At 37.1% G+C, this 18,792-nt stretch carries 15 protein-coding genes and 1 tRNA gene; 10 read left to right on the forward strand and 6 right to left on the reverse strand.

Annotated elements, in window-relative coordinates; translation table 11 throughout:
* Positions 1-54 precede the first annotated feature (54 nt).
* The 3 genes from RWM19_RS08100 to rpiB are packed head-to-tail and all read left to right on the forward strand — an operon-like array spanning position 55 to position 1,983.
* Complete coding sequence (locus tag RWM19_RS08100; protein WP_294019906.1) at positions 55-708, forward strand: DUF308 domain-containing protein; 654 nt, start codon at positions 55-57, stop codon at positions 706-708.
* A gap of 58 nt (positions 709-766) precedes the next feature.
* Complete coding sequence (locus tag RWM19_RS08105) at positions 767-1,540, forward strand: prolipoprotein diacylglyceryl transferase (RefSeq protein ID WP_313985772.1); 774 nt, start codon at positions 767-769, stop codon at positions 1,538-1,540.
* Positions 1,537-1,983 carry a ribose 5-phosphate isomerase B gene (rpiB, locus tag RWM19_RS08110; protein WP_294019909.1) on the forward strand — a complete coding sequence of 149 codons (447 nt, stop codon included), beginning with the start codon at positions 1,537-1,539 and terminating at the stop codon, positions 1,981-1,983. Before RWM19_RS08105 ends, rpiB begins: the two co-directional genes overlap by 4 nt.
* A gap of 58 nt (positions 1,984-2,041) precedes the next feature.
* Here rpiB and ftsH read toward each other — a convergent pair whose 3' ends face one another.
* On the reverse strand, positions 2,042-3,901 hold the full coding sequence (ftsH, locus tag RWM19_RS08115; RefSeq protein ID WP_313985776.1) for an ATP-dependent zinc metalloprotease FtsH: 1,860 nt from the start codon (positions 3,899-3,901) through the stop codon (positions 2,042-2,044).
* 287 nt (positions 3,902-4,188) lie between these two features.
* Here ftsH and RWM19_RS08120 point away from each other — a divergent pair, with 287 nt between their 5' ends.
* The 3 genes from RWM19_RS08120 (at position 4,189) to RWM19_RS08130 (ending at position 7,257) form a co-directional block, all read left to right on the forward strand.
* Positions 4,189-5,904: a hypothetical protein gene (locus RWM19_RS08120; RefSeq protein ID WP_313985779.1), complete on the forward strand. Its 1,716-nt coding sequence runs from the start codon at positions 4,189-4,191 to the stop codon at positions 5,902-5,904.
* Between the two features lie 313 nt (positions 5,905-6,217).
* Complete coding sequence (locus tag RWM19_RS08125) at positions 6,218-6,904, forward strand: MBL fold metallo-hydrolase (protein WP_313985782.1); 687 nt, start codon at positions 6,218-6,220, stop codon at positions 6,902-6,904.
* Positions 6,901-7,257, forward strand: a complete 357-nt coding sequence (locus RWM19_RS08130) for a VOC family protein (RefSeq protein WP_313985785.1) — start codon at positions 6,901-6,903, stop codon at positions 7,255-7,257. Before RWM19_RS08125 ends, RWM19_RS08130 begins: the two co-directional genes overlap by 4 nt.
* Before the next feature lie 71 nt (positions 7,258-7,328).
* Here RWM19_RS08130 and RWM19_RS08135 read toward each other — a convergent pair.
* Positions 7,329-7,405 (reverse strand) — tRNA-Arg (locus RWM19_RS08135).
* Positions 7,406-7,904: 499 nt separating this feature from the next.
* On the opposite strand from RWM19_RS08135, the gene RWM19_RS08140 reads away from it, so the two are divergent.
* On the forward strand, positions 7,905-9,206 hold the full coding sequence (locus RWM19_RS08140; protein ID WP_313985788.1) for a carboxylesterase family protein: 1,302 nt from the start codon (positions 7,905-7,907) through the stop codon (positions 9,204-9,206).
* Between the two features lie 33 nt (positions 9,207-9,239).
* On the opposite strand, the gene RWM19_RS08145 is transcribed toward RWM19_RS08140, so the two are convergent.
* From RWM19_RS08145 to guaC, 4 genes are all read right to left on the reverse strand, one after another.
* Positions 9,240-11,579 (reverse strand): LTA synthase family protein, encoded by a 2,340-nt coding sequence (locus RWM19_RS08145; RefSeq protein WP_313985791.1) that lies wholly within the window; start codon positions 11,577-11,579, stop codon positions 9,240-9,242.
* A gap of 115 nt (positions 11,580-11,694) precedes the next feature.
* Positions 11,695-12,636, reverse strand: coding sequence for a GTP-binding protein (locus RWM19_RS08150; protein ID WP_294019920.1), 942 nt, complete (start codon positions 12,634-12,636; stop codon positions 11,695-11,697).
* Between the two features lies 1 nt (position 12,637).
* Positions 12,638-13,816 carry a CobW family GTP-binding protein gene (locus tag RWM19_RS08155; protein WP_294019922.1) on the reverse strand — a complete coding sequence of 393 codons (1,179 nt, stop codon included), beginning with the start codon at positions 13,814-13,816 and terminating at the stop codon, positions 12,638-12,640.
* Between the two features lie 59 nt (positions 13,817-13,875).
* Complete coding sequence (gene guaC / locus RWM19_RS08160; RefSeq protein WP_313985796.1) at positions 13,876-14,862, reverse strand: GMP reductase; 987 nt, start codon at positions 14,860-14,862, stop codon at positions 13,876-13,878.
* A 249-nt stretch (positions 14,863-15,111) separates the two neighbouring features.
* On the opposite strand from guaC, the gene RWM19_RS08165 reads away from it, so the two are divergent.
* From RWM19_RS08165 to RWM19_RS08175, 3 genes are all read left to right on the forward strand, one after another.
* The gene (locus RWM19_RS08165) at positions 15,112-16,740 is read left to right on the forward strand and encodes a peptide ABC transporter substrate-binding protein (RefSeq protein ID WP_313985799.1); all 1,629 of its coding nucleotides are present in this window, start codon (positions 15,112-15,114) and stop codon (positions 16,738-16,740) included.
* Positions 16,741-16,812: 72 nt separating this feature from the next.
* Positions 16,813-17,748 carry an ABC transporter permease gene (locus RWM19_RS08170; RefSeq protein ID WP_313985802.1) on the forward strand — a complete coding sequence of 312 codons (936 nt, stop codon included), beginning with the start codon at positions 16,813-16,815 and terminating at the stop codon, positions 17,746-17,748.
* Complete coding sequence (locus RWM19_RS08175; protein WP_313985805.1) at positions 17,749-18,789, forward strand: ABC transporter permease; 1,041 nt, start codon at positions 17,749-17,751, stop codon at positions 18,787-18,789. It begins immediately after the preceding gene.
* The last annotated feature ends 3 nt before the right edge of the window (positions 18,790-18,792 follow it).

Here is an 18,792-nt window from a genome sequence, read left to right on the forward strand (position 1 = left end):
ATTATTTCTTTTGTGATTTTGGTGATACTATAGTTCTATGGAAAAGGGGTTACTATGTTAAAACAAATTAAGTGGAGATCGATATTAGTTGGAATTGGATATATTCTTGCAGGTTTATTATTAATCGTTTATCCAGAAAGTAGTAGAGATCTGATTGCGTATGTGTTGGGTATCGCATTAGTTGTATATGGTATTGTTTCTCTTACAACATACTTTGTTATCAACGTAAAAGAAAGTTTGCGTCGTAATGAATTCTCAATCGGAATTATGGCAATATTTGCTGGTCTTATTATTATCTTTAAACAACAAATCTTGCTAGATATCATTCCAATCCTACTTGGACTTGTAATCGTTGCGGATGGTTTTGATAAGTTACAAAATGCAGTCGTTGCGAAACGTATTGGTTCATCTCAATACGCAACGTACATTGTATTAGCAGCTGTATCTATCGTACTTGGCTTTGTAGTCATGTTCTTCTTAACAGGTGTTGAACTACAGAAGATTTTGTTTGTTGTGATTGGTGTTAGTTTGGTTTATTGTGGTGTTTCGGATATTTTCGTAGTCTTATTTATCGCAGATAAATTCCATAAGTTCTTAAAGAGTTTTGAAGCAAACGGAAAGATTATCGATGCGGAAGTGGAAGAAGAAAGAGAAGAAACTACAGAAGAAACAGAAAAAGAAAATACGGAAGAAGAGAAGTCGGAATAGCATGACTTCTCATTTTCGATACAATCACTTAAAATAGATATATGGAGGAAGTATTTTAATGTTTAATGATTGGTTTAAAATTGGTCCTGTAACTGTACATGGATATGGTTTCATGATTGCAGTTGGTATATTGTTTGCGTTTTGGTTATCAGAACGTCTAGCAAAGAAACAAGGACTAGAATATGAAAAGATTGATGGAATGATTTTCTTTATCATCATCTTTGGATTCATTGGAGCGAAGTTACTCTATATCTTTACGGTATGGGATTCATTCGTGCAGAATCCTGTAGTGATTTTGAGTAATGAAGGATTTGTGGTCTATGGTGGTATCATCGCTGGTATTATTGCTGCGTGGATTTATTGTAAGTGGAAGAAGTGGAACTTCATGAAGTACGCAAATGTACTAATGCCTGCTGTTTCACTGGGACAAGGCTTTGGACGTATTGGATGTTTCTTTGCTGGATGCTGTTATGGTATTCGAACAACGGCCTGGTATGGTGTAGAATTCCCGGCAGAGTCTTTGGGACCTGGTGCTGGTATCAAGGTTATTCCTACAGAGTTAATTTCTTCTGCAGGTAACTTCTTAATCTTTGCTTTCTTACTAAGAAACTTATTAAAGGGCAAGCATCCAGAAGATACAGCAGCGTGGTATTTAGTTCTATATGGATTAGGTAGATTCTTAGTAGAGTTCTTACGTGGTGATTTAATTCGTGGGCAAATTTGGATTTTCTCTACATCACAGTTTATTTCTATCTTTGTATTCTTAGCAGGAGCCTTCTTGTTATGGTATAGACAGAATCATTCAGATTTGAAGAAGGAGGTAGCCGCATGAGAATCGGTATTGCAAATGATCACGCATCTGTAGAGATGAAGAAGGAACTTGTTGCGTATCTTGAATCACAAGGACATGAAGTTATTAACTACGGTACAGATTTATCGGAAAGTACAGATTATCCTATCTGGGGTGAAAAGGTATCAATGGCTGTTGTAAATGGTGAGGTAGAACGCGGTATCGCAATCTGTGGGACTGGTGTTGGAATTGGGATTGCATGTAATAAAGTAAGGGGTATTCGTGCATGTATCTGCTCTGAACCATATAGTGCTAGATATTCAAGATTACATAATAACGCAAATATCATCGCCTTTGGTTCAAGAGTCATTGGAATTGAAACGGCGAAGATGCTTGTAGATGAATTCATGAATACTGAATTTGAAGGTGGCCGCCATGAACGTAGAGTAAACATGGTGATGGATATTGAAGCGAGAAACTTTTAACCGGTGAATGCCGGTTTTTTTCTTTTGATAAAAAGAAAAACCTTCACGAATGTGAAGGCTATTGTACTACTGATAATTCAAAGTCTTCTTTCTTTTCAAGAATCTCCATGAATTCTTCACCAGTAATTGTTTCTTTTTGATATAAGAATTGTGCAATTCGATCAAGATCTGCTTTATGTTCCGTTAATAGTTGCTTTGCTTTGTCGTGTTGTTGTTTCACGAGAGCTACAACCTTTTGATCGATTGTTGAAGCTGTACCATCTGAACATGCAAGTGACGCATCGCCACCAAGGTACTTGTTATTTACAGTCTCCATTGCGACCATATCGAATTCATCACTCATACCGTAACGTGTAATCATGGCACGAGCAATTTTAGTTGCCTGTTCGATATCGTTAGAAGCACCTGTAGTAACTTGACCAAACTCAACTTCTTCCGCTGCACGGCCACCTGTAAGTGTCGCAATACGATTTTCTAATTCAGACTTCGTGTAAAGAGGATGGTTACCTTCTTCTACCTGCATTGTATAGCCTAGAGCACCACTTGTACGTGGGATGATTGTAATCTTCTGTACAGGTGCACTATGTGTTTGTAGTGCCGCAACTAATGCATGTCCAACTTCGTGATATGCAACAACTAGTTTTTCTTTATCCGTTAGAATTGCATTCTTCTTTTGGTATCCTGCAATAACGACTTCAATACTTTCTTCTAAGTCTTTCTGACTAACTGCATTTCTCTTTTCACGTACAGCACGTAAAGCAGCTTCGTTGATGATATTTGCAAGCTCTGCACCAGAGGCACCAGAAGCCATGCGTGCAACTACATTGTAATCAATGCCTGGTTCAGTCTTAACTTTCTTTGCGTGTACCTTTAAGATATCTTCACGACCTTGAAGGTCAGGTAACTCAACTGGAACACGGCGGTCAAATCTTCCTGGACGTAGTAGGGCAGGGTCTAGATTTTCAGGACGGTTTGTAGCTGCTAAAACGACAATACCGTTATTACCTTCAAATCCATCCATCTCTGTCAGTAACTGGTTTAATGTTTGTTCACGCTCATCATTACCACCAAAGTTGCCTGCATTACGCTTACCACCAATTGCATCGATTTCATCGATGAATACAATACATGGTGCTTTTTCTTTTGCGTCTTTAAATAAACTACGAACTTTAGAAGCACCCATACCTACAAACATCTCTACAAACTCTGAACCAGAGATAGAGAAGAATGGTACGTTTGATTCACCTGCGACTGCCTTTGCAAGCATGGTCTTACCTGTTCCTGGAGGACCAACTAAGAGAATACCCTTTGGCATTGTCGCACCAATGGATTTAAACTGATTTGGATCATGTAGATAGTTTACAATTTCCTGCAGATTCTCTTTGGCTTCATCCTCGCCAGCCACATCGTGGAAACGAATCGTTGTCTTATCCTTATCGTAAACACGCGCATTTGATTTGCCTAGGTTGAACATTCCACCAAGACCTCCACCTCCAAGTGGAGAATCTTTTCCACCACCTTGCATTGTACGGTTAACATAACGCATTAACATTACCGCAATAATGATTGGAAGGATCCAACCAAAGAAGATGTTCATAAATAGAGAACCCTGTTGTACACGTGTACCAGAGAACTTCACGTCATGACTTTCGAGACGATCGACTAAATCAGGGTCATTTATTTTTACAGTAGAATACACTGTATCGCCATCTTTGAGCTTGTATGTAATCTGAGAAGACTCAATCGTCACCTCATCAATTTTGTCATCGGTGGTTTGTTGAATAAATGTACTATAAGGAACTTCTTCAATTTGTGCCTGTTGAATTACAGGTCGTAAAACCAAGTTGAGTAATACTAATACAATTGCGACAAATGCATAGTAGTACACAAGAGGTTTTTTCTTCTTGTTATCATTCATATTTTATAAAACTCCTTTCGGATAAAAAGATTTTAGCACATTCGAACATAGAGTGCTAATAAAATACTATGTGATTTGATGTGAAAGTAACATTTCAAATATAATTGAGGTGTGAGAGTAAAAATATAAAATTTAAAATAGTGTATTTCTTCTTTGCTTTTTATAATATGATATTAAGTATAAAAAGAGCCCATATAAAAGAGGTATTGGTATGTATAACGAGTAATATAGGGTTCTATGATGATATTAATAATAATTTAAAATAGATTTATAAGGGAGGGTTATATATGTCTATGAAGGGGATAATAGTTGATAGAATTTCAGAATTTAGTTCAAGAAAGTCAGGGGTTGTAATCTTAGTGGTTTTGGCAGGCTTGACTACATATTTAGTATGTAAAAAAAGTGAAGAGAAGAAGGTTGAACAGGCACACAAAGAAGGATTCGAAAATGGAGTATACGAGGGAGTACGATTATCATGTAAAAAAGTAAGAAAACTATATATTGATCCATCATTTGCGGCTATTTCTTTAGCTAAATACATTGCAAATATTGATGGGACAATAACACGTCATGAAAAGAAACAAATTGACGATTTAGTAAGTCAATTTCACGAAAAAATACCACAATGTCCAGAAGTATTTGAAAAAGAACTCGAAGATATTTTAAATAATAATATTACTTTTTCTGATGTAGTAAAATATTTAGATAGTATTGATATTAGCGATTTGAAAAAATATGAAGAAATTATTCTTTCAACAGTAAACTTAGATAAAAAAGTTACATATCAAGAGAAGGTGGCCATTGAAGAGTTTAAAACATACTGTAAAGAAAGATACTCCAAGAAAGAAGAAAATAACATTCAAGAAAATTCAAGTGATATGTTTGAAGAGCACTTACTTCTATCTAAGGAAGAAATAAATAATGCGGTCAAAAAATATTCTTTACGATACAAGTTGTTAGATTCAAAATTCAAAAATCAAACTAAGTTATCAAAAGCTGAAGTTTCTTTGGTTATGATTGCAACTGCATTGCAAATTATAAGAATTTATCTATTGAATAATATTACTGAAAAAGAAAAGGCTAATATTGGAAAAAAAGAGAAAGCACTAAAAAAGAGTCAGAAAAAAGTATTGAGTAAGTTTGAATCAAATAAAAAAGAAAAAATAGGTCACTATTATGCACCGTTAAATATGATTATATCTACGCCTGGAGTACCATATGATGTTCAAAAATATCAAGAAGGAAAAAATTTAGGACTATTCAAAGGTGGAGATAATGAAAAAGGTGTTAATCATAGATTCGCAACACTAGGTCATGATCCTCTTGTGGGTTTACTGGTTGGAACAATCAATATTATGACTAATACAATTACATCTACAAGAAAAAAGATTCCTCTAACTTATCACGTAGTGTATACAAAAGAATACAAGAGTCCATTTATTGAAAACAGAAAGGCAAGTTTTTTAAAAGCTTTGAATGCATCATATGAACGAACAAAGAAAGATCCCAAGCCATTTGTAGCAGCTTTTATTAAGCAACTCATACATATCGCAACAGACACATATACTATAGCAGGAATACAGATACCTGGTGCTAATTTAATTTTGAATGAAAATCAAGTTGAAAAGTTGACAGGACAAATTAGTTTTGGTGATTTAGCTAAATTTGGTACATCGTACTACTTGAATGAATTAATTAATACAATTATTAGATTGCTTTACCTCATAATGGTGCAAGAAAATGGGGGAGATATTAATGACAAGCTTACTATTGTTAAAGCTAATAAAATTATTGACTACTCAAACATTCTTGCAACGGGAAGTAATGTAATTATTTCTTCAATAACAAATAAATTCGATAATCTTGATTTTGCAGGGCTATCAACTACTTTATTCAGATGCTTTAATGATGTTAATTTTTTGTATGAAGTAAAGTATGAGTTCATAAATAGTGGTTTAAGAAAAATGTATAGAGAGAATGTACCACAAGAAGACATTATTTAATATCAAAAAATTGTGGTGGTTTCAATTAAATCACATGATTAATTTTTAGATAAGAACAGTTAAATTAAGAACTTGAAGATTTTTTAGAAATTTTTAATAGAATATTCACTCCAGATATAAGAATTGCGTTTGAGGGTTCTATTGAGTTAGCTCGCGTAACTGGTGTACCTTATGAGGAAATCCTCGATACACCAGAGAAGATTGATGAATATTTTTTAGGATAATACAATTGATAGTGATTATAGTTAATTTTGCTTTAGTTGATAAAGAATATAGTAGATTTGTAACTAGCTATTACTAAGAAGGTGATTCCATGAAAGTAACATACTTAAATCACAGTGGTATCTTAGTGGAACTGAACGATTGCTACTGTATATTTGACTATTACAGAGGCGAATTACCGCTTCTAGATAGGGATAAGGAAGTAATCGTTTTTTGTAGTCATGCCCATGAGGACCACTATAATCCGCTTATTTTTGATCTCCTTGATGAAAGGGGGATGCGTTATCAAGCTGTACTAGCAAACGACATCAGTGATGAAAATAGATTATCGAAGATTAAGCATAGCTTTGTTAAACCTGATGAGTGCTATCAGTTTGATGGTGGAATTCAAGTTGAGACTTTACTTTCAAACGATAGTGGTGTCGCATTCATTGTGAGTACGGATGAAGGAATGATTTACCATGGTGGCGATTTAAACGATTGGTATTGGGAAGGTGAACCGGAAGAGGAAAACCGAGAACTTCGCACTATATATCACACGGAGATTGGAAAAATTAAGGGCAGACATTTTGATGTTGCTTTTGTTCCACTTGATCCAAGACTGGAAGCACACTACGCTGATGGGTTATTATATTTTCTAGAAAATGTGGACTGTGATGCTGTCTTTCCAATCCACTACTGGGGAGAACCTGCTGTGATTCAGCGCTTTATCACAGAATACCCACAATATCAGTATCGCATTAAAAATACCGAGACAGCGAAAGGAGAAATGATATGAAATTTAAAATGATTCATGAGAATTTGAATGTATTCGACTTGGATAAATCCATCCGCTTCTATAACGAAGCTCTTGACTTACACGAGGTAAGAAGAAAGACAAGCGATGATTTTATTATTGTGTATTTAATGAGTGAGGTTGGCGATTTTGAGTTGGAGCTTACATGGCTTAAAGATCATCCTCAGCCATATGATTTAGGTGAGTGCGAATTCCATCTCGCATTTTGGACAGATGATTTTGAAGCTGCACATAAAAAGCATCAGGAGATGGGTTGCATTTGTTTTGAAAATGAGGCAATGGGTATCTACTTTATTGAGGACCCAGATGGATATTGGCTCGAAATTTTACCGTAATATCAAAAGAGGTTGTATGCTCAAGTAAATCTAGAAAATTTACTGGAGATATACAACCTCTTTATTGTTAATGGCGTCCTCGATGCGATTTGAACGCACGACCTACTGCTTAGGAGGCAGTCGCTCTATCCAACTGAGCTACGAGGACGTAGGAAATCATGAATGATACATTAGGGAATGCATATTAGACCACCATATTTAATATTATACTTTTTTTAATGGGTTTGTTATAGTAAGCACCTCTCTATCATTTAAAAAATGCTTTAGGTTGTTAAGTTTTTGAATAATTATTCTAAATTTTGAAAATTAATTACATAGATTATGAAACTGGATTATTGATAATAACAATAGTGAAATTACTAAAGTACGATAAAATATGCTTTTTTGACAATAAGTTTAGAAAAATTATATGAAAACACACTTTCACAATACTTTCACGATTTCACCATATATCTCACACATGGTTTGGGTATATTATAAGTGTCTTAAATGACAGAGAAATTATAAATTTCTTTCCCTCCCAAAAAAATAAAAAGAAATCGAGACCTGTGCCAGCGGGCCTCTTTTTCATGTATTCTTCATTAGTTTAAAAATTAGAAATGGTATAATGATGAAAAATACGAGTAGAATTCGAACTGGAGGTTTTTATGAAAACAGTTGAAATAAAAGTGGAACAAGGTATCTTGCGTGGGGAAGTTACAGAATCTAAATTAATATTTAAAGGTGTACCATACGCAAAACCTCCAATTGGGAATCTCCGTTTTAGTTCGCCACAGGCACCTGATCGTTGGCTGGGGGTTAGAGATGCTTTGGAATATAGTAAAATCTGTCCACAACCTAAGTCATCGAATCCGTTTTATCGTAAGGAGTTTTATAACTATGAACAATATCCTTATCCTGAAATGAGTGAGGATTGTTTATATTTAAATATCTGGGCACCAAACCGTAAATCAGAACATGGACATCCAGTCGCAATTTGGCTTCATGGCGGTGCATTTGACCATGGTTATGGGAATGAAGCCCCGTTTGATGGAGAAGCGTTTGTACAGAATGATGTGATTCTTGTAACGATTAATTATCGTGTTGGTGTATTTGGGTTCTTTGCCCATCCGCAATTAAAAGAGGAAGATCCTGCACATTGTGTGTCCAACTATGGAATTTTAGATCAAGTATTTGCGATTCGCTGGGTTCGAAAGAATATCGAAGCTTTTGGGGGAGATCCTGATAATATTACTTTATTTGGACAAAGTGCTGGTGCTATCAGTGTTCAGACATTAATTTCTAGTCCTACAACACGTGGTATGATTGCCAAGGCTATTATACAAAGTGGTGCTGGAGTAGATAATCCTATCTTCAAACATAAGACGGTAGAAGAGGCGTATGAGACAGGCGAGGAAATTATGAAGTTGGTTGGTGCGAAGAATATTCAAGCATTACGTCAAATTCCTGCTCAGAAGTTAGTGGATATTTTACCGAAGCTTTCCAAACATGATAATCGCCTGCTGTTTGGGCCAGTGGTGGATGGCTTTGTGCTAGAGGATACTTTGGATGAACTGGTGAAGCGTGGTGATATTCAGAATATACCGTATATCATAGGTGCCAATGGTAATGATTTTGGCTTAGGTGTTGATGAACCAATGCGCAAGTCTAAGTACTATCAGAGTATGATTGATTTTGCGAACTTAAGAAATCAACATCAAGGTAAACCGACATACCTGTATTTATTCAACCGCAAGTTGCCATCAGATGATGCTGGTGCTTTTCACTCTGCAGAGTTATGGTATATGTTTGGTACGTTAAGTCGTTGTTGGAGAGAGATGGAAGTTCGTGATTATAAGATTAGTGATGAAATGGTTTCTGCTTGGACAAATTTCATGAAGAGTTCAGAACCTGGTAAGGGTTGGAAACCTTATACGGAAGAAAATAGTTTTATTCGTATGTTTCTATAAAAAAGAACACCGGCGTGTTCTTTTTTGTTGGCATTATTTACTTTCGTTTCCGTCTGGATAGAATAGTGATTCGATACGATCGGAATCAAATACGTTATTGTACTGTAGACAACGGTATGTATTGATATCTGGATCATTAATATCATTTACGGATTGATAGTACTTTCCGCTTGCGTCATAACAACCATATAGACCAATAACAGGATACTTATCTTTTAATTCATATAGGAATTCCTGATATGGAGTCATTTGGTAGTTGGCTGTTTTCATGATGAGTGAAGACAGGAAGTTGATACTTAACTTATCGAATTTCTGATCTGGAATATCATAGTTTGCCCAGATGGAGAATGGTGTAATGTACTGTGTCATGTCGTTTTCAGGCGTACCTGCATGTGGGAATAGAAGGTTATCACAATCTGCACCTAAGGATGGTTGGTGGTCACCAAACATCACAATCATTGTAGGTTCTTTTACCTTTGAGAAGTATTCAATCAAGTTCTTGTAGTCTTGATCAGAAATCTTCATTAATGAGAAGTAGTTTTCCGCATGACCATATCCACCACCAATAGAACTGAAATTGACGGTCTTCTTTAGATCATCTTTATCATCATATCCACCATGGTTTTGGTAGGTGATATTGAAGATGAAGTTCTTTTTATCTTTTTCCTTTTCGTAAGTCTCTTCTAGAACTTTGAAGTTCTGTGCATCACTTGGGTATCCGTGGATTGTCTCTAGGCCATCGAATGTTTCAGCGAAGACTTTATCTTGGTATTGTAGTTTCTTCCATGCGGAAGCACGGTTCCAGTTGGTAGATTTACCAAGGTGAATACCTGTAGTAGTAAAGCCGCTTTGGTTGAAGTAGGAAATCATAGAAGGTACGTTTCTGTGCATATACATGTTGAATGGATATACACCACCCGCAAAGAAGGCTGTTGTATTACCGGTTAATGATTCATATTCACTATTACATGTGCCACCACCACGTACATCGACGTAGAGGTTACCACGAATCGTATTATCTAAAGATAGAAAGTAAGGGATGATGTTATCAGCGTAGTTTGTACCACCGACATTCATATCCGCGAAGGATTCATTCATAACCATGATGATATTCGTTGGTTTTGTGACATTTGGATCAACGTTGGCTGCGGCACGTTCTTGAAGTTCTTTGCCCAGTTGTTTGAGGTCATCTACAGAATATCCTTCTGGTTTCTTTGGTTGATCAGAGATGTATTGGTTTACAAGACCTGTGAAACTAAGCGCTGTGCCATCTGTTTGGAAGATGGACAATAGGTTCATATCCCATAGGTAGTATTGACCAACACTATTTAAGAAGAGTGCTACAACAATAATCAAGATAGGATATGTTGCGTAGTATACGTTAATCTTTGTATTATCGCGTGGTACAGCGCGCATCAAGAGATAAATTAAGATGGCGATAATAATTGCGATAACCATGAAGTAACGAATCTGAACATGGTAGTTTGAGATGACATCTGCAGCTGTGCCAATTGCGGTTAAATCCCATGGTGCGATTGGACGGTTACGGAACTGTGTTACGTACATGTTTACGATACCGAAGATTACAACAAATAAGTTACTAATCAGTACTGAGATTGGTAATCGACGGAATATTAAGTAGAGTACTTTATATAGAATAATATAGATAGCAACGTTATAGAAACGATTCATCAAGTTGATGTAGTAGTAGTTACCAGTACAGATTTCTGACATAAAGAAGCACCAGATAGGAGCCGCTATTAACATCATTTCGTTTTCTGGAACGTGTTTTGCCCATGTAATCTTCTTATCAATGAGATACGCAATGATCCAACTTAATACCAAAATGGATAGGTATACTGCAACCCAAGCAGCTTTTGGTAAGTACTCTTGGGTCTCGAGTTGGAGCCAGCCTTCAACACCGTTAACGGTTAGGTTAATGGTGTTGTCATTTGTATTAATGACCATACCTTGAGAGGCGATGATCTTGTTAGAGATACTCTCTGGTGTATACTCTGCAAGTTTAAATGGCCCAAATGAGACATCAATCTTTGAGATAGCGATGTCTGTCTTTACGTTGTTAAAACCTAATCGTAAAGAGTTTGTAACGATTGGAATGTTACTGAGGTGAATTACTTCCCAAGATGGTTGTGCATCTAGCCATGTCTTATGAGAGTTATAGTTATAGTTTGCAAAGATTTCTTCTCCACGATCGGTATTGAAGTTTGATACGACCACAGTACCTTGGATACCTTTTTTCATATGTACATCAAAGGAAAGATGTGGTGCATAAAACAGCAGGAACATTGCCGAGATGAGTAAGAACCATACGGCTCTACGTATATTTAGTTTTTCTTTTATAAATTTCATCATTTTATCACTTCCCTGAATAATGGTAGCACAAATGTGCAAAGTGCGTTAACTAACATAGGTGAAAATTAAAAAAGTTCAGAAAAAAAAGAGTAATTCTTAAGAATTACCCTAGTGATTAGCTGAAATATACGAACTCATCTTGTGGTTTTTGGTAGTTTTGAATGCGGTTTGCGTAAAGGACAAGTGTCTTACCACCATTATCTAATGGGACGGTTTTGAGGTTACCTTGTACTTCATACCAGTTATCCTTCACAAGTTCTTCTACTTTCACACCTGTGACGGTTAAGCCGCACAGGCTTGTATCATTTGCACAACATACCATTGCTTGTCTGCCCATGATAAATGTTTGATGATAGCCTGGTAATGTTTCGGTGAACTTACCGCGTAGGATGATTTCTTTCCCGTCATATTTATCTGGGTTTTCAATTGCATCCATATACCAGATGCCATAATCATCATCTTTGATATCGATGATAGGGGCGTTGATATTAAATGGTAGTACACCTTCTTTAAGAGTGACTTGTGCACCATGTTCACCTTCGTAGAAAATCTGAGCTTTTTTATTAATAGCTTTGATATTGCCGCGCAACATTGATGCGGAGGTATCTGGTGTACAACGATTACAGATAATTGTATCACTGTACTTTAACTGCTCGTAAATGACAGAACGCATTGCGTTAATATACATTTGGAAAGTTGTCGCATCTACTGTTGTAAGAATCTGTACCAAAGGCCAGAAGTTTGGCATCTGTGACAAGATAAACGGTGTGATTGCGAGGGTTCCATTATATTCAATAAATACTTGGTTTGGATGATAGATGGTATCTAACTCGCGAATCTTTTCTACGTTTAAATCCTCTGGAGAGTCCATGTATTCAACGAATGCTTTGCGCTCTGCGAGGTATTTATCGTTGTATCGAACTTCACCTTGTTCAAAACAGATGATTAACGTACGGCTATTTTCTTCCATAAAGGAAGGGTCGTTGAGTGTGTCTAAGATTAAAGAAGTTTTACCGGAATCAAGAAATCCCGTAAAGAGATAAACAGGGGTTGCCATCTTACTTCACCGCAAAGATTTCTTTGATGCGATCAACGTCTACCTGATCACCAATGACAGTGATTAAACCAGTATAAGCAGGGGAACCAATGCGGATATCTGCATCTCCTGGTACATAGTCAAAGAATAACCAACTTCCATCTGTACTTGGGACGATGCCCTTAGCACGGATGATATGTTCATCTAACTCGGAAAGTGCTAGTGCAATGTCTTCTACAGAGTATTTGTTTACTGTTTCAATACCGATTGATGTGAATACTTCATCCGCATCGTGTCCATGATGGTGGTGATGATGGTGATGTTCATGATTGTGATGATCATGGCCACAACAGCAGCATTCTTCCTCATCATGTTCTTCTTCCTCGTGGTGGTGATGGCAGCAACATTCTTCATCATCGTGATGATGTTCATGGTGGTGCTCTTCATGTTCATGAGAACCACAACAGCAGCACTCTTCTTCCTCATGGTGGTGATGATGTTCGTGTTCGTGGTGGTCGTGGCCACAGCAACAATCGTCATCGTCGTCTTCGTCATGACAACCACATCCACAACAGCAGCATTCTTCTTCCTCTTCGAGTTCTGGGAAGCCGTCTGTAGAGCCTTCCATTGCGTCGATGATGGCTTGACCAGAGAGGTCATCCCATGGGGTCGTGATGATTCTTGCGTCATGGTTTAATTCACGGATGATTGCGATATCCTTTTGTAATGTTTCTTCATCAACGAGTTGTGTTCTGGATAAGATGACACAAGCAGCTGTGGAAATCTGATCATCGAAGAATTCCTTGAAGTTTTTATGGTAGATTTCACAACGCTTTGCGTCTACAACAGTACTGTAACTATTTAGCTGTAAACCTTCTACATCTTTTACGACTGCTAAGATATCGGATAATTTACCAACACCGGAAGGTTCAATGATGATGTGGTCAGGGCTATACTTCTTGATTACTTCGTGTAAAGCATTGCGGAAGTCGCCTTGTAATGTACAGCAGATACATCCACTGTTGATTTCATTAACAACGATACCGGAATCTTTTAAGAAACCACCGTCAATTCCAATTTCGCCAAATTCGTTTTCAACAAGAACTACTTTTTTACCTGCATATACTTCTTTGATTAACTTTTGTATCAATGTAGTTTTTCCAGCTCCTAGAAAGCCGGAGATAATATCGATCTTTGTCATTTCGTTACCTTCTTTCACTATTATTATATCCTTTGCGTCAAATTCACCAAATAGAATGCCTAATGCGAATCACCATTGAAAATAGAATTCTTTACAATGACATAATCAACATAACGAATTGCATTTAAATCTTTTCCGCCGGCATAAGAGATGGATGATTGAAGGTCTTGTTGCATTTCGGTTAGTGTATCCATGATAGAACCTTTACATGGCACAAGCATCTTTTTGCCTTCCACATTTTTACGGGTGCCTTTTTGATATTCAGAGGCACTACCGAAGTATTCTTTCATTTCAATACCATCTTGCATGACGGTATTACCTGGTGATTCGGTATGCCCAGCAAATAGGGAACCAATCATAACCATACTTGCGCCAAAGCGAATCGACTTCGCAATATCACCGTTTGAACGGATACCACCATCAGCAATGATTGGCTTACGTGCAGCTTTTGCACACCAACGCAAGGCAGCCAACTGCCACCCACCTGTGCCAAAGCCTGTTTTTAATTTTGTGATACATACTTTACCAGGACCAATACCAACTTTCGTTGCGTCTGCGCCTGCATTTTCAAGTTCACGAACACCTTCAGGGGTTCCTACATTACCTGCAATGACAAATGTATCAGGTAGGTGTTTTTTGATATGTTTGATCATATTGATGACGGCGTTGGAGTGACCGTGAGCAATATCAATTGTAATGTAGTCCGGAACTAGGTGATGACTTGCAAGGTCTGCAATGAAATGATATTCATTTTCTTTTACACCAACACTAATGGAAGAAATTAATCCTTTATCTTTCATCATCTGTACAAACTGAAGACGACTTTCAGGAGTGAAACGATGCATGATATAGAAATATCCGTTCTCCGCAAGCTTAATTGCTAGAGATTCATCAATGACTGTCTGCATGTTTGCTGGGACGACTGGTAATTTAAAGCGATGTTTGCCAAATCGTGTTGTTGTATCACATTCTGAACGACTGTTTACAATACACTTATTTGGTATTAGTTGAATGTCTTCGTAATCAAAAACTGTAAAATTTTCCATAAAAAAACCCACTTTCTTTGAAATGGGGAAAATTTGTTATCCTCATATACAATAGCACGAATTGACAGGGTTAGTTTGAGATAGTTAACGGAAAGCGAGGATATTTTAAGAAATAAAATAGTATAAATGTAAGAATTTACATAAATTAAATGATAAATGTTTACATAATTTATGAAAGAAAAGAAAAAGCACTTGAAAAACTTTTTGAAACATTTTAAACTCAGTGTATCTTTTAGGAGGGAAATAGTTATGAAAGCAAAGAAGATAGCGGCAACTGGTTTAGCTGCAGCGATGAGTATGGCAGTACTAGCAGGCTGTGGTCCAAAGTCAGAAGTGGCCACAACTACGACAGTAACAATTGCATTCGATACTGATATGAGTTCAATGGATAACTCAGTTGCGACAGATGGTTCTTCCTTCTCGATGCAAATGATGGGTTTATCTGGACTTCTAGCGTTGGATAAATCAGGAACACCTGTGCCAGACTTAGCGGAAAGTTATGATGTAAGTGATGATGGACTTACTTATACTTTCCATCTAAAGAAGGATGCACAGTGGTCTAATGGAACACCAATCACAGCAAATGATGTTGTTTACAGTTGGCATCGTTTAGTGAGTCCTACACTTGCAAGTGAGTATGCTTTCATCTTAGATACGATGCATGTTGTAAATGCGGCTGATGTGATTGCAGGTAAAAAAGATGCTAAGGAGTTAGGTGTTGAAGCGGTGGATGATCATACAGTAAAGGTAAGTTTATCTCTACCATGTAGTTTCTTGCCATCCCTGATGGCATTCCCACCTCTATTCCCATTGAATGAGGAATATGTAACATCGCAAGGTGATCAGTATGCATTATCGCCAGAAAATATGATCTACTCTGGACAGTATGTCATGACAGATTGGAAACAGGGTAATGAATATACGTTTGAAAAGAATGATAAGTATGTTAACGCAGATGAGGCGAAGGATAAGGCTGATACAGTTGTCTTCAAGTTCATTCAGGATACACAGGCCGCAATGTTGTCATATCAGAATGGTGATATTGATGCGGTTAAACTACAGGGTGAACAAGTTGATCAATATAGTTCTCAAGAAGGCTTTACAAATCGTTTACAAGGTTACCTATGGTACCTATCCATCAACTACAACAATCCAATCTTCCAAAATGCAAACTTACGTACAGCACTCAGTTATGCTGTAAATCGTGAAGCGATTGCAAAAGATGTATTAAAAGATGGTTCTGTTGCTGCTAGAGGTTTTGTCCCTTCAGAGTTTGCGACAGGTCCAGATGGAAAAGACTATGTTGATACAGCAGATACTTTAACGGAGTATGATCCTGATAAGGCAGCAGAATACTATAAGAAGGCTGTTGCGGAATTGGGTGGAGATGTTTCTTTTACACTATTATTTGAGGACACTGAAGCTTCTAAGTCAGTTGCCGAGAATCTACAGGCACAGTTACAGAAGAATTGTCCTGGTTTAACAGTAACTCTTGACCAAAAGCCTAAGAAGACAAGATTACAGCTAATGTTTTCACATGACTATGATATTGGTCTAACACGTTGGGGACCAGACTATGCAGATCCACAAACATTCATGGACTTAGTAACAACTACAAGTACTTACAACCAAGGTTCTTACAGCAACTCTGCATATGATGCACTCATCGCAAAAGCTGAAACAGGTGAGGATGCCGCAAATGCAGAAGCTCGTTGGAAGGATTTCCAAGAAGCTGAAAAGATTTTAGTACAACAAGACCACGGTGTTATCCCAATCTATCAGAATGGTGGTGCGATGATGATCAATCCTAAGGTATCTGGTATTCATTTCCACAGTGGTGGCGTCGATGATTACAGATGGATGGTCGTTTCACAGTAACATTGTATAAGACAACATTATAGAGCGGTATAAACGCCGCTCTATTCTGTTATCAAAAAGAAAGGAGTCTTCATGTTTAAATATATTACCAAGCGTGTCGTGATTAGCTTTCTAACATTATTAGCAATCTTGCTTGTATTGTTTCTGATGTTGGAATTAATGCCTGGTTCTCCATTTAATGATGAGAAGTTAACATCCTCACAGTTAGCGTTATTAAATGCGAAATATGGGTTGAGTGATCCGGTTTTGGTTCGTTTCTTCCGCTATGTCGTAAATATGTTTCAAGGTGACTTTGGTGTATCATACGTCATCAATAAAAATAAAGCAGTCTCTGCTTTGATTAGTGGACCGCTATCCTTATCGATTCGCATCGGTGCAATGGCGATGGTTGTCGGTTCGATTCTAGGACTTATTTTAGGAGTTGCGGCTGCACTTAACCATAATACGTGGGTTGATACGCTATGTTCTTTTATTTCTATCATAGGTGTATCCGTTCCATCGTATGTATTTGCATTAGTGTTAATGTATTACGTCGGCTTTAAACTTAGCTGGACACCGATTCTATACTCTGCAAAGAATGCTGGGTCATCCATGATACTACCTGTACTTGCATTGTCGATGTTTCCGCTTGCGAATGTTTCTCGTTTTACACGTTCAGAATTAATCGATGTATTAGGATCTGATTATATTCAATTGGTCAAGGCGAAAGGTGTAAAACAAACTGGCTTGATTCTAAACCATGCATTACGGAATGCATTAATTCCTATCGTTACAATTATGGGGCCGTTGTTAGTAAATCTTTTGACAGGATCAATGGTTGTTGAAAAGGTATTTGGTATTCCTGGTATTGGTATGTTAATGGTACAAGCAATTCAGAATAACGATTATAACGTTGTGATTGCATGTGCATTTATCTATTCAGCATTATATATCTTCGTGATGTTAGTTGTTGATATTCTCTACGGTTTCATTGATCCACGTATTCGTGTGGCAAAGGTGGGTAATTAAATGGATATGATTAAAAATAAACCTTTTTTGACAGATGAAAAAGTTGATGATTTTACAGCGGAAGATTTTGTCTTTGTACATCGTAATGAAGAATTATTAGATGAAGCGTATACTGCAACTTCTTATGCAAAAGATGTTTGGATGCATTTTAAAAAGAATAAAGGTGCGGTGCTTGGTGCCATCGTTATCATTGTAATCATTCTACTGGCTATCATTGGACCGATGATTTCTGGGTATAAGGCTGATGCGATTAATCTTGATGTACAAAGTTTACCACCACGTATTCAAGGAATTTATAAACTAGGAATCTTTAGTGGTTATGAGAAGGGTGTTGATCAATACGCAGCCCATGGTGTATCACAAGCATTCTATTGGTTTGGTACAGACACCAATGGAAGAGACTTATTTACACGTGTATGGGAAGGTACAAGAGTATCACTGATTATCGCATTAAGCGCAGTTGTAATTGATATTGTTATTGGTATGTCCTATGGATTAATCTCTGGTTACTTTGGTGGTAAGGTCGATATGGTCATGCAAAGATTCATGGAAATCTTAAATGGTATTCCAACCCTTGTGGTTGTAACACTGTTAGGACTGGTACTTCCTCCAGGTATTACATCGATTGTCTTTGCATTAATGATTACGGGATGGATTGGTATGGCACGTATTTCAAGAGCGGAAGTATTAAAACTCAAAGAGTCTGAATTCATTCTTGCAAGTAGAACGCTTGGTGCCAAAAACTTCTCTATCATCTTTAAAGAAGTTATGCCAAATATCTTTGGACAATTGATTGTGATGTCAATGTTCTCAATTCCAAACGCTATCTTTACAGAAGCCTTCCTATCCTTCGTTGGTTTAGGTATTCAGGCTCCTGATGCATCACTTGGATCATTAATATCCGATGGATATAAATCACTTACAGGTCATCCACATATTATCATGTCTGCGATTATCATACTTGCATTACTGATGTTAAGTTTCAACCTCTTCGCAGATGGTATTCGTGATGCATTTGATCCAAATCAAAAACAACGCTAGAAA

The organism is uncultured Solobacterium sp. (genome assembly GCF_963517755.1).
In the GTDB taxonomy this organism is placed as follows: Bacteria; Bacillota_I; Bacilli_A; order Erysipelotrichales; family Erysipelotrichaceae; genus Bulleidia.

Excerpts from the sequence above, each read along its gene's own strand:
- RWM19_RS08100 (WP_294019906.1), top strand. The coding sequence starts at position 55 with ATGTTAAAACAAATTAAGTGGAGATCGATATTAGTTGGAATTGGATAT.
- RWM19_RS08105 (WP_313985772.1), top strand. The coding sequence starts at position 767 with ATGTTTAATGATTGGTTTAAAATTGGTCCTGTAACTGTACATGGATAT.
- rpiB (WP_294019909.1), top strand. The coding sequence starts at position 1,537 with ATGAGAATCGGTATTGCAAATGATCACGCATCTGTAGAGATGAAGAAG.
- ftsH (WP_313985776.1), bottom strand. The coding sequence starts at position 3,901 with ATGAATGATAACAAGAAGAAAAAACCTCTTGTGTACTACTATGCATTT.
- RWM19_RS08120 (WP_313985779.1), top strand. The coding sequence starts at position 4,189 with ATGTCTATGAAGGGGATAATAGTTGATAGAATTTCAGAATTTAGTTCA.
- RWM19_RS08125 (WP_313985782.1), top strand. The coding sequence starts at position 6,218 with ATGAAAGTAACATACTTAAATCACAGTGGTATCTTAGTGGAACTGAAC.
- RWM19_RS08130 (WP_313985785.1), top strand. The coding sequence starts at position 6,901 with ATGAAATTTAAAATGATTCATGAGAATTTGAATGTATTCGACTTGGAT.
- RWM19_RS08140 (WP_313985788.1), top strand. The coding sequence starts at position 7,905 with ATGAAAACAGTTGAAATAAAAGTGGAACAAGGTATCTTGCGTGGGGAA.
- RWM19_RS08145 (WP_313985791.1), bottom strand. The coding sequence starts at position 11,579 with ATGATGAAATTTATAAAAGAAAAACTAAATATACGTAGAGCCGTATGG.
- RWM19_RS08150 (WP_294019920.1), bottom strand. The coding sequence starts at position 12,636 with ATGGCAACCCCTGTTTATCTCTTTACGGGATTTCTTGATTCCGGTAAA.
- RWM19_RS08155 (WP_294019922.1), bottom strand. The coding sequence starts at position 13,816 with ATGACAAAGATCGATATTATCTCCGGCTTTCTAGGAGCTGGAAAAACT.
- guaC (WP_313985796.1), bottom strand. The coding sequence starts at position 14,862 with ATGGAAAATTTTACAGTTTTTGATTACGAAGACATTCAACTAATACCA.
- RWM19_RS08165 (WP_313985799.1), top strand. The coding sequence starts at position 15,112 with ATGAAAGCAAAGAAGATAGCGGCAACTGGTTTAGCTGCAGCGATGAGT.
- RWM19_RS08170 (WP_313985802.1), top strand. The coding sequence starts at position 16,813 with ATGTTTAAATATATTACCAAGCGTGTCGTGATTAGCTTTCTAACATTA.
- RWM19_RS08175 (WP_313985805.1), top strand. The coding sequence starts at position 17,749 with ATGGATATGATTAAAAATAAACCTTTTTTGACAGATGAAAAAGTTGAT.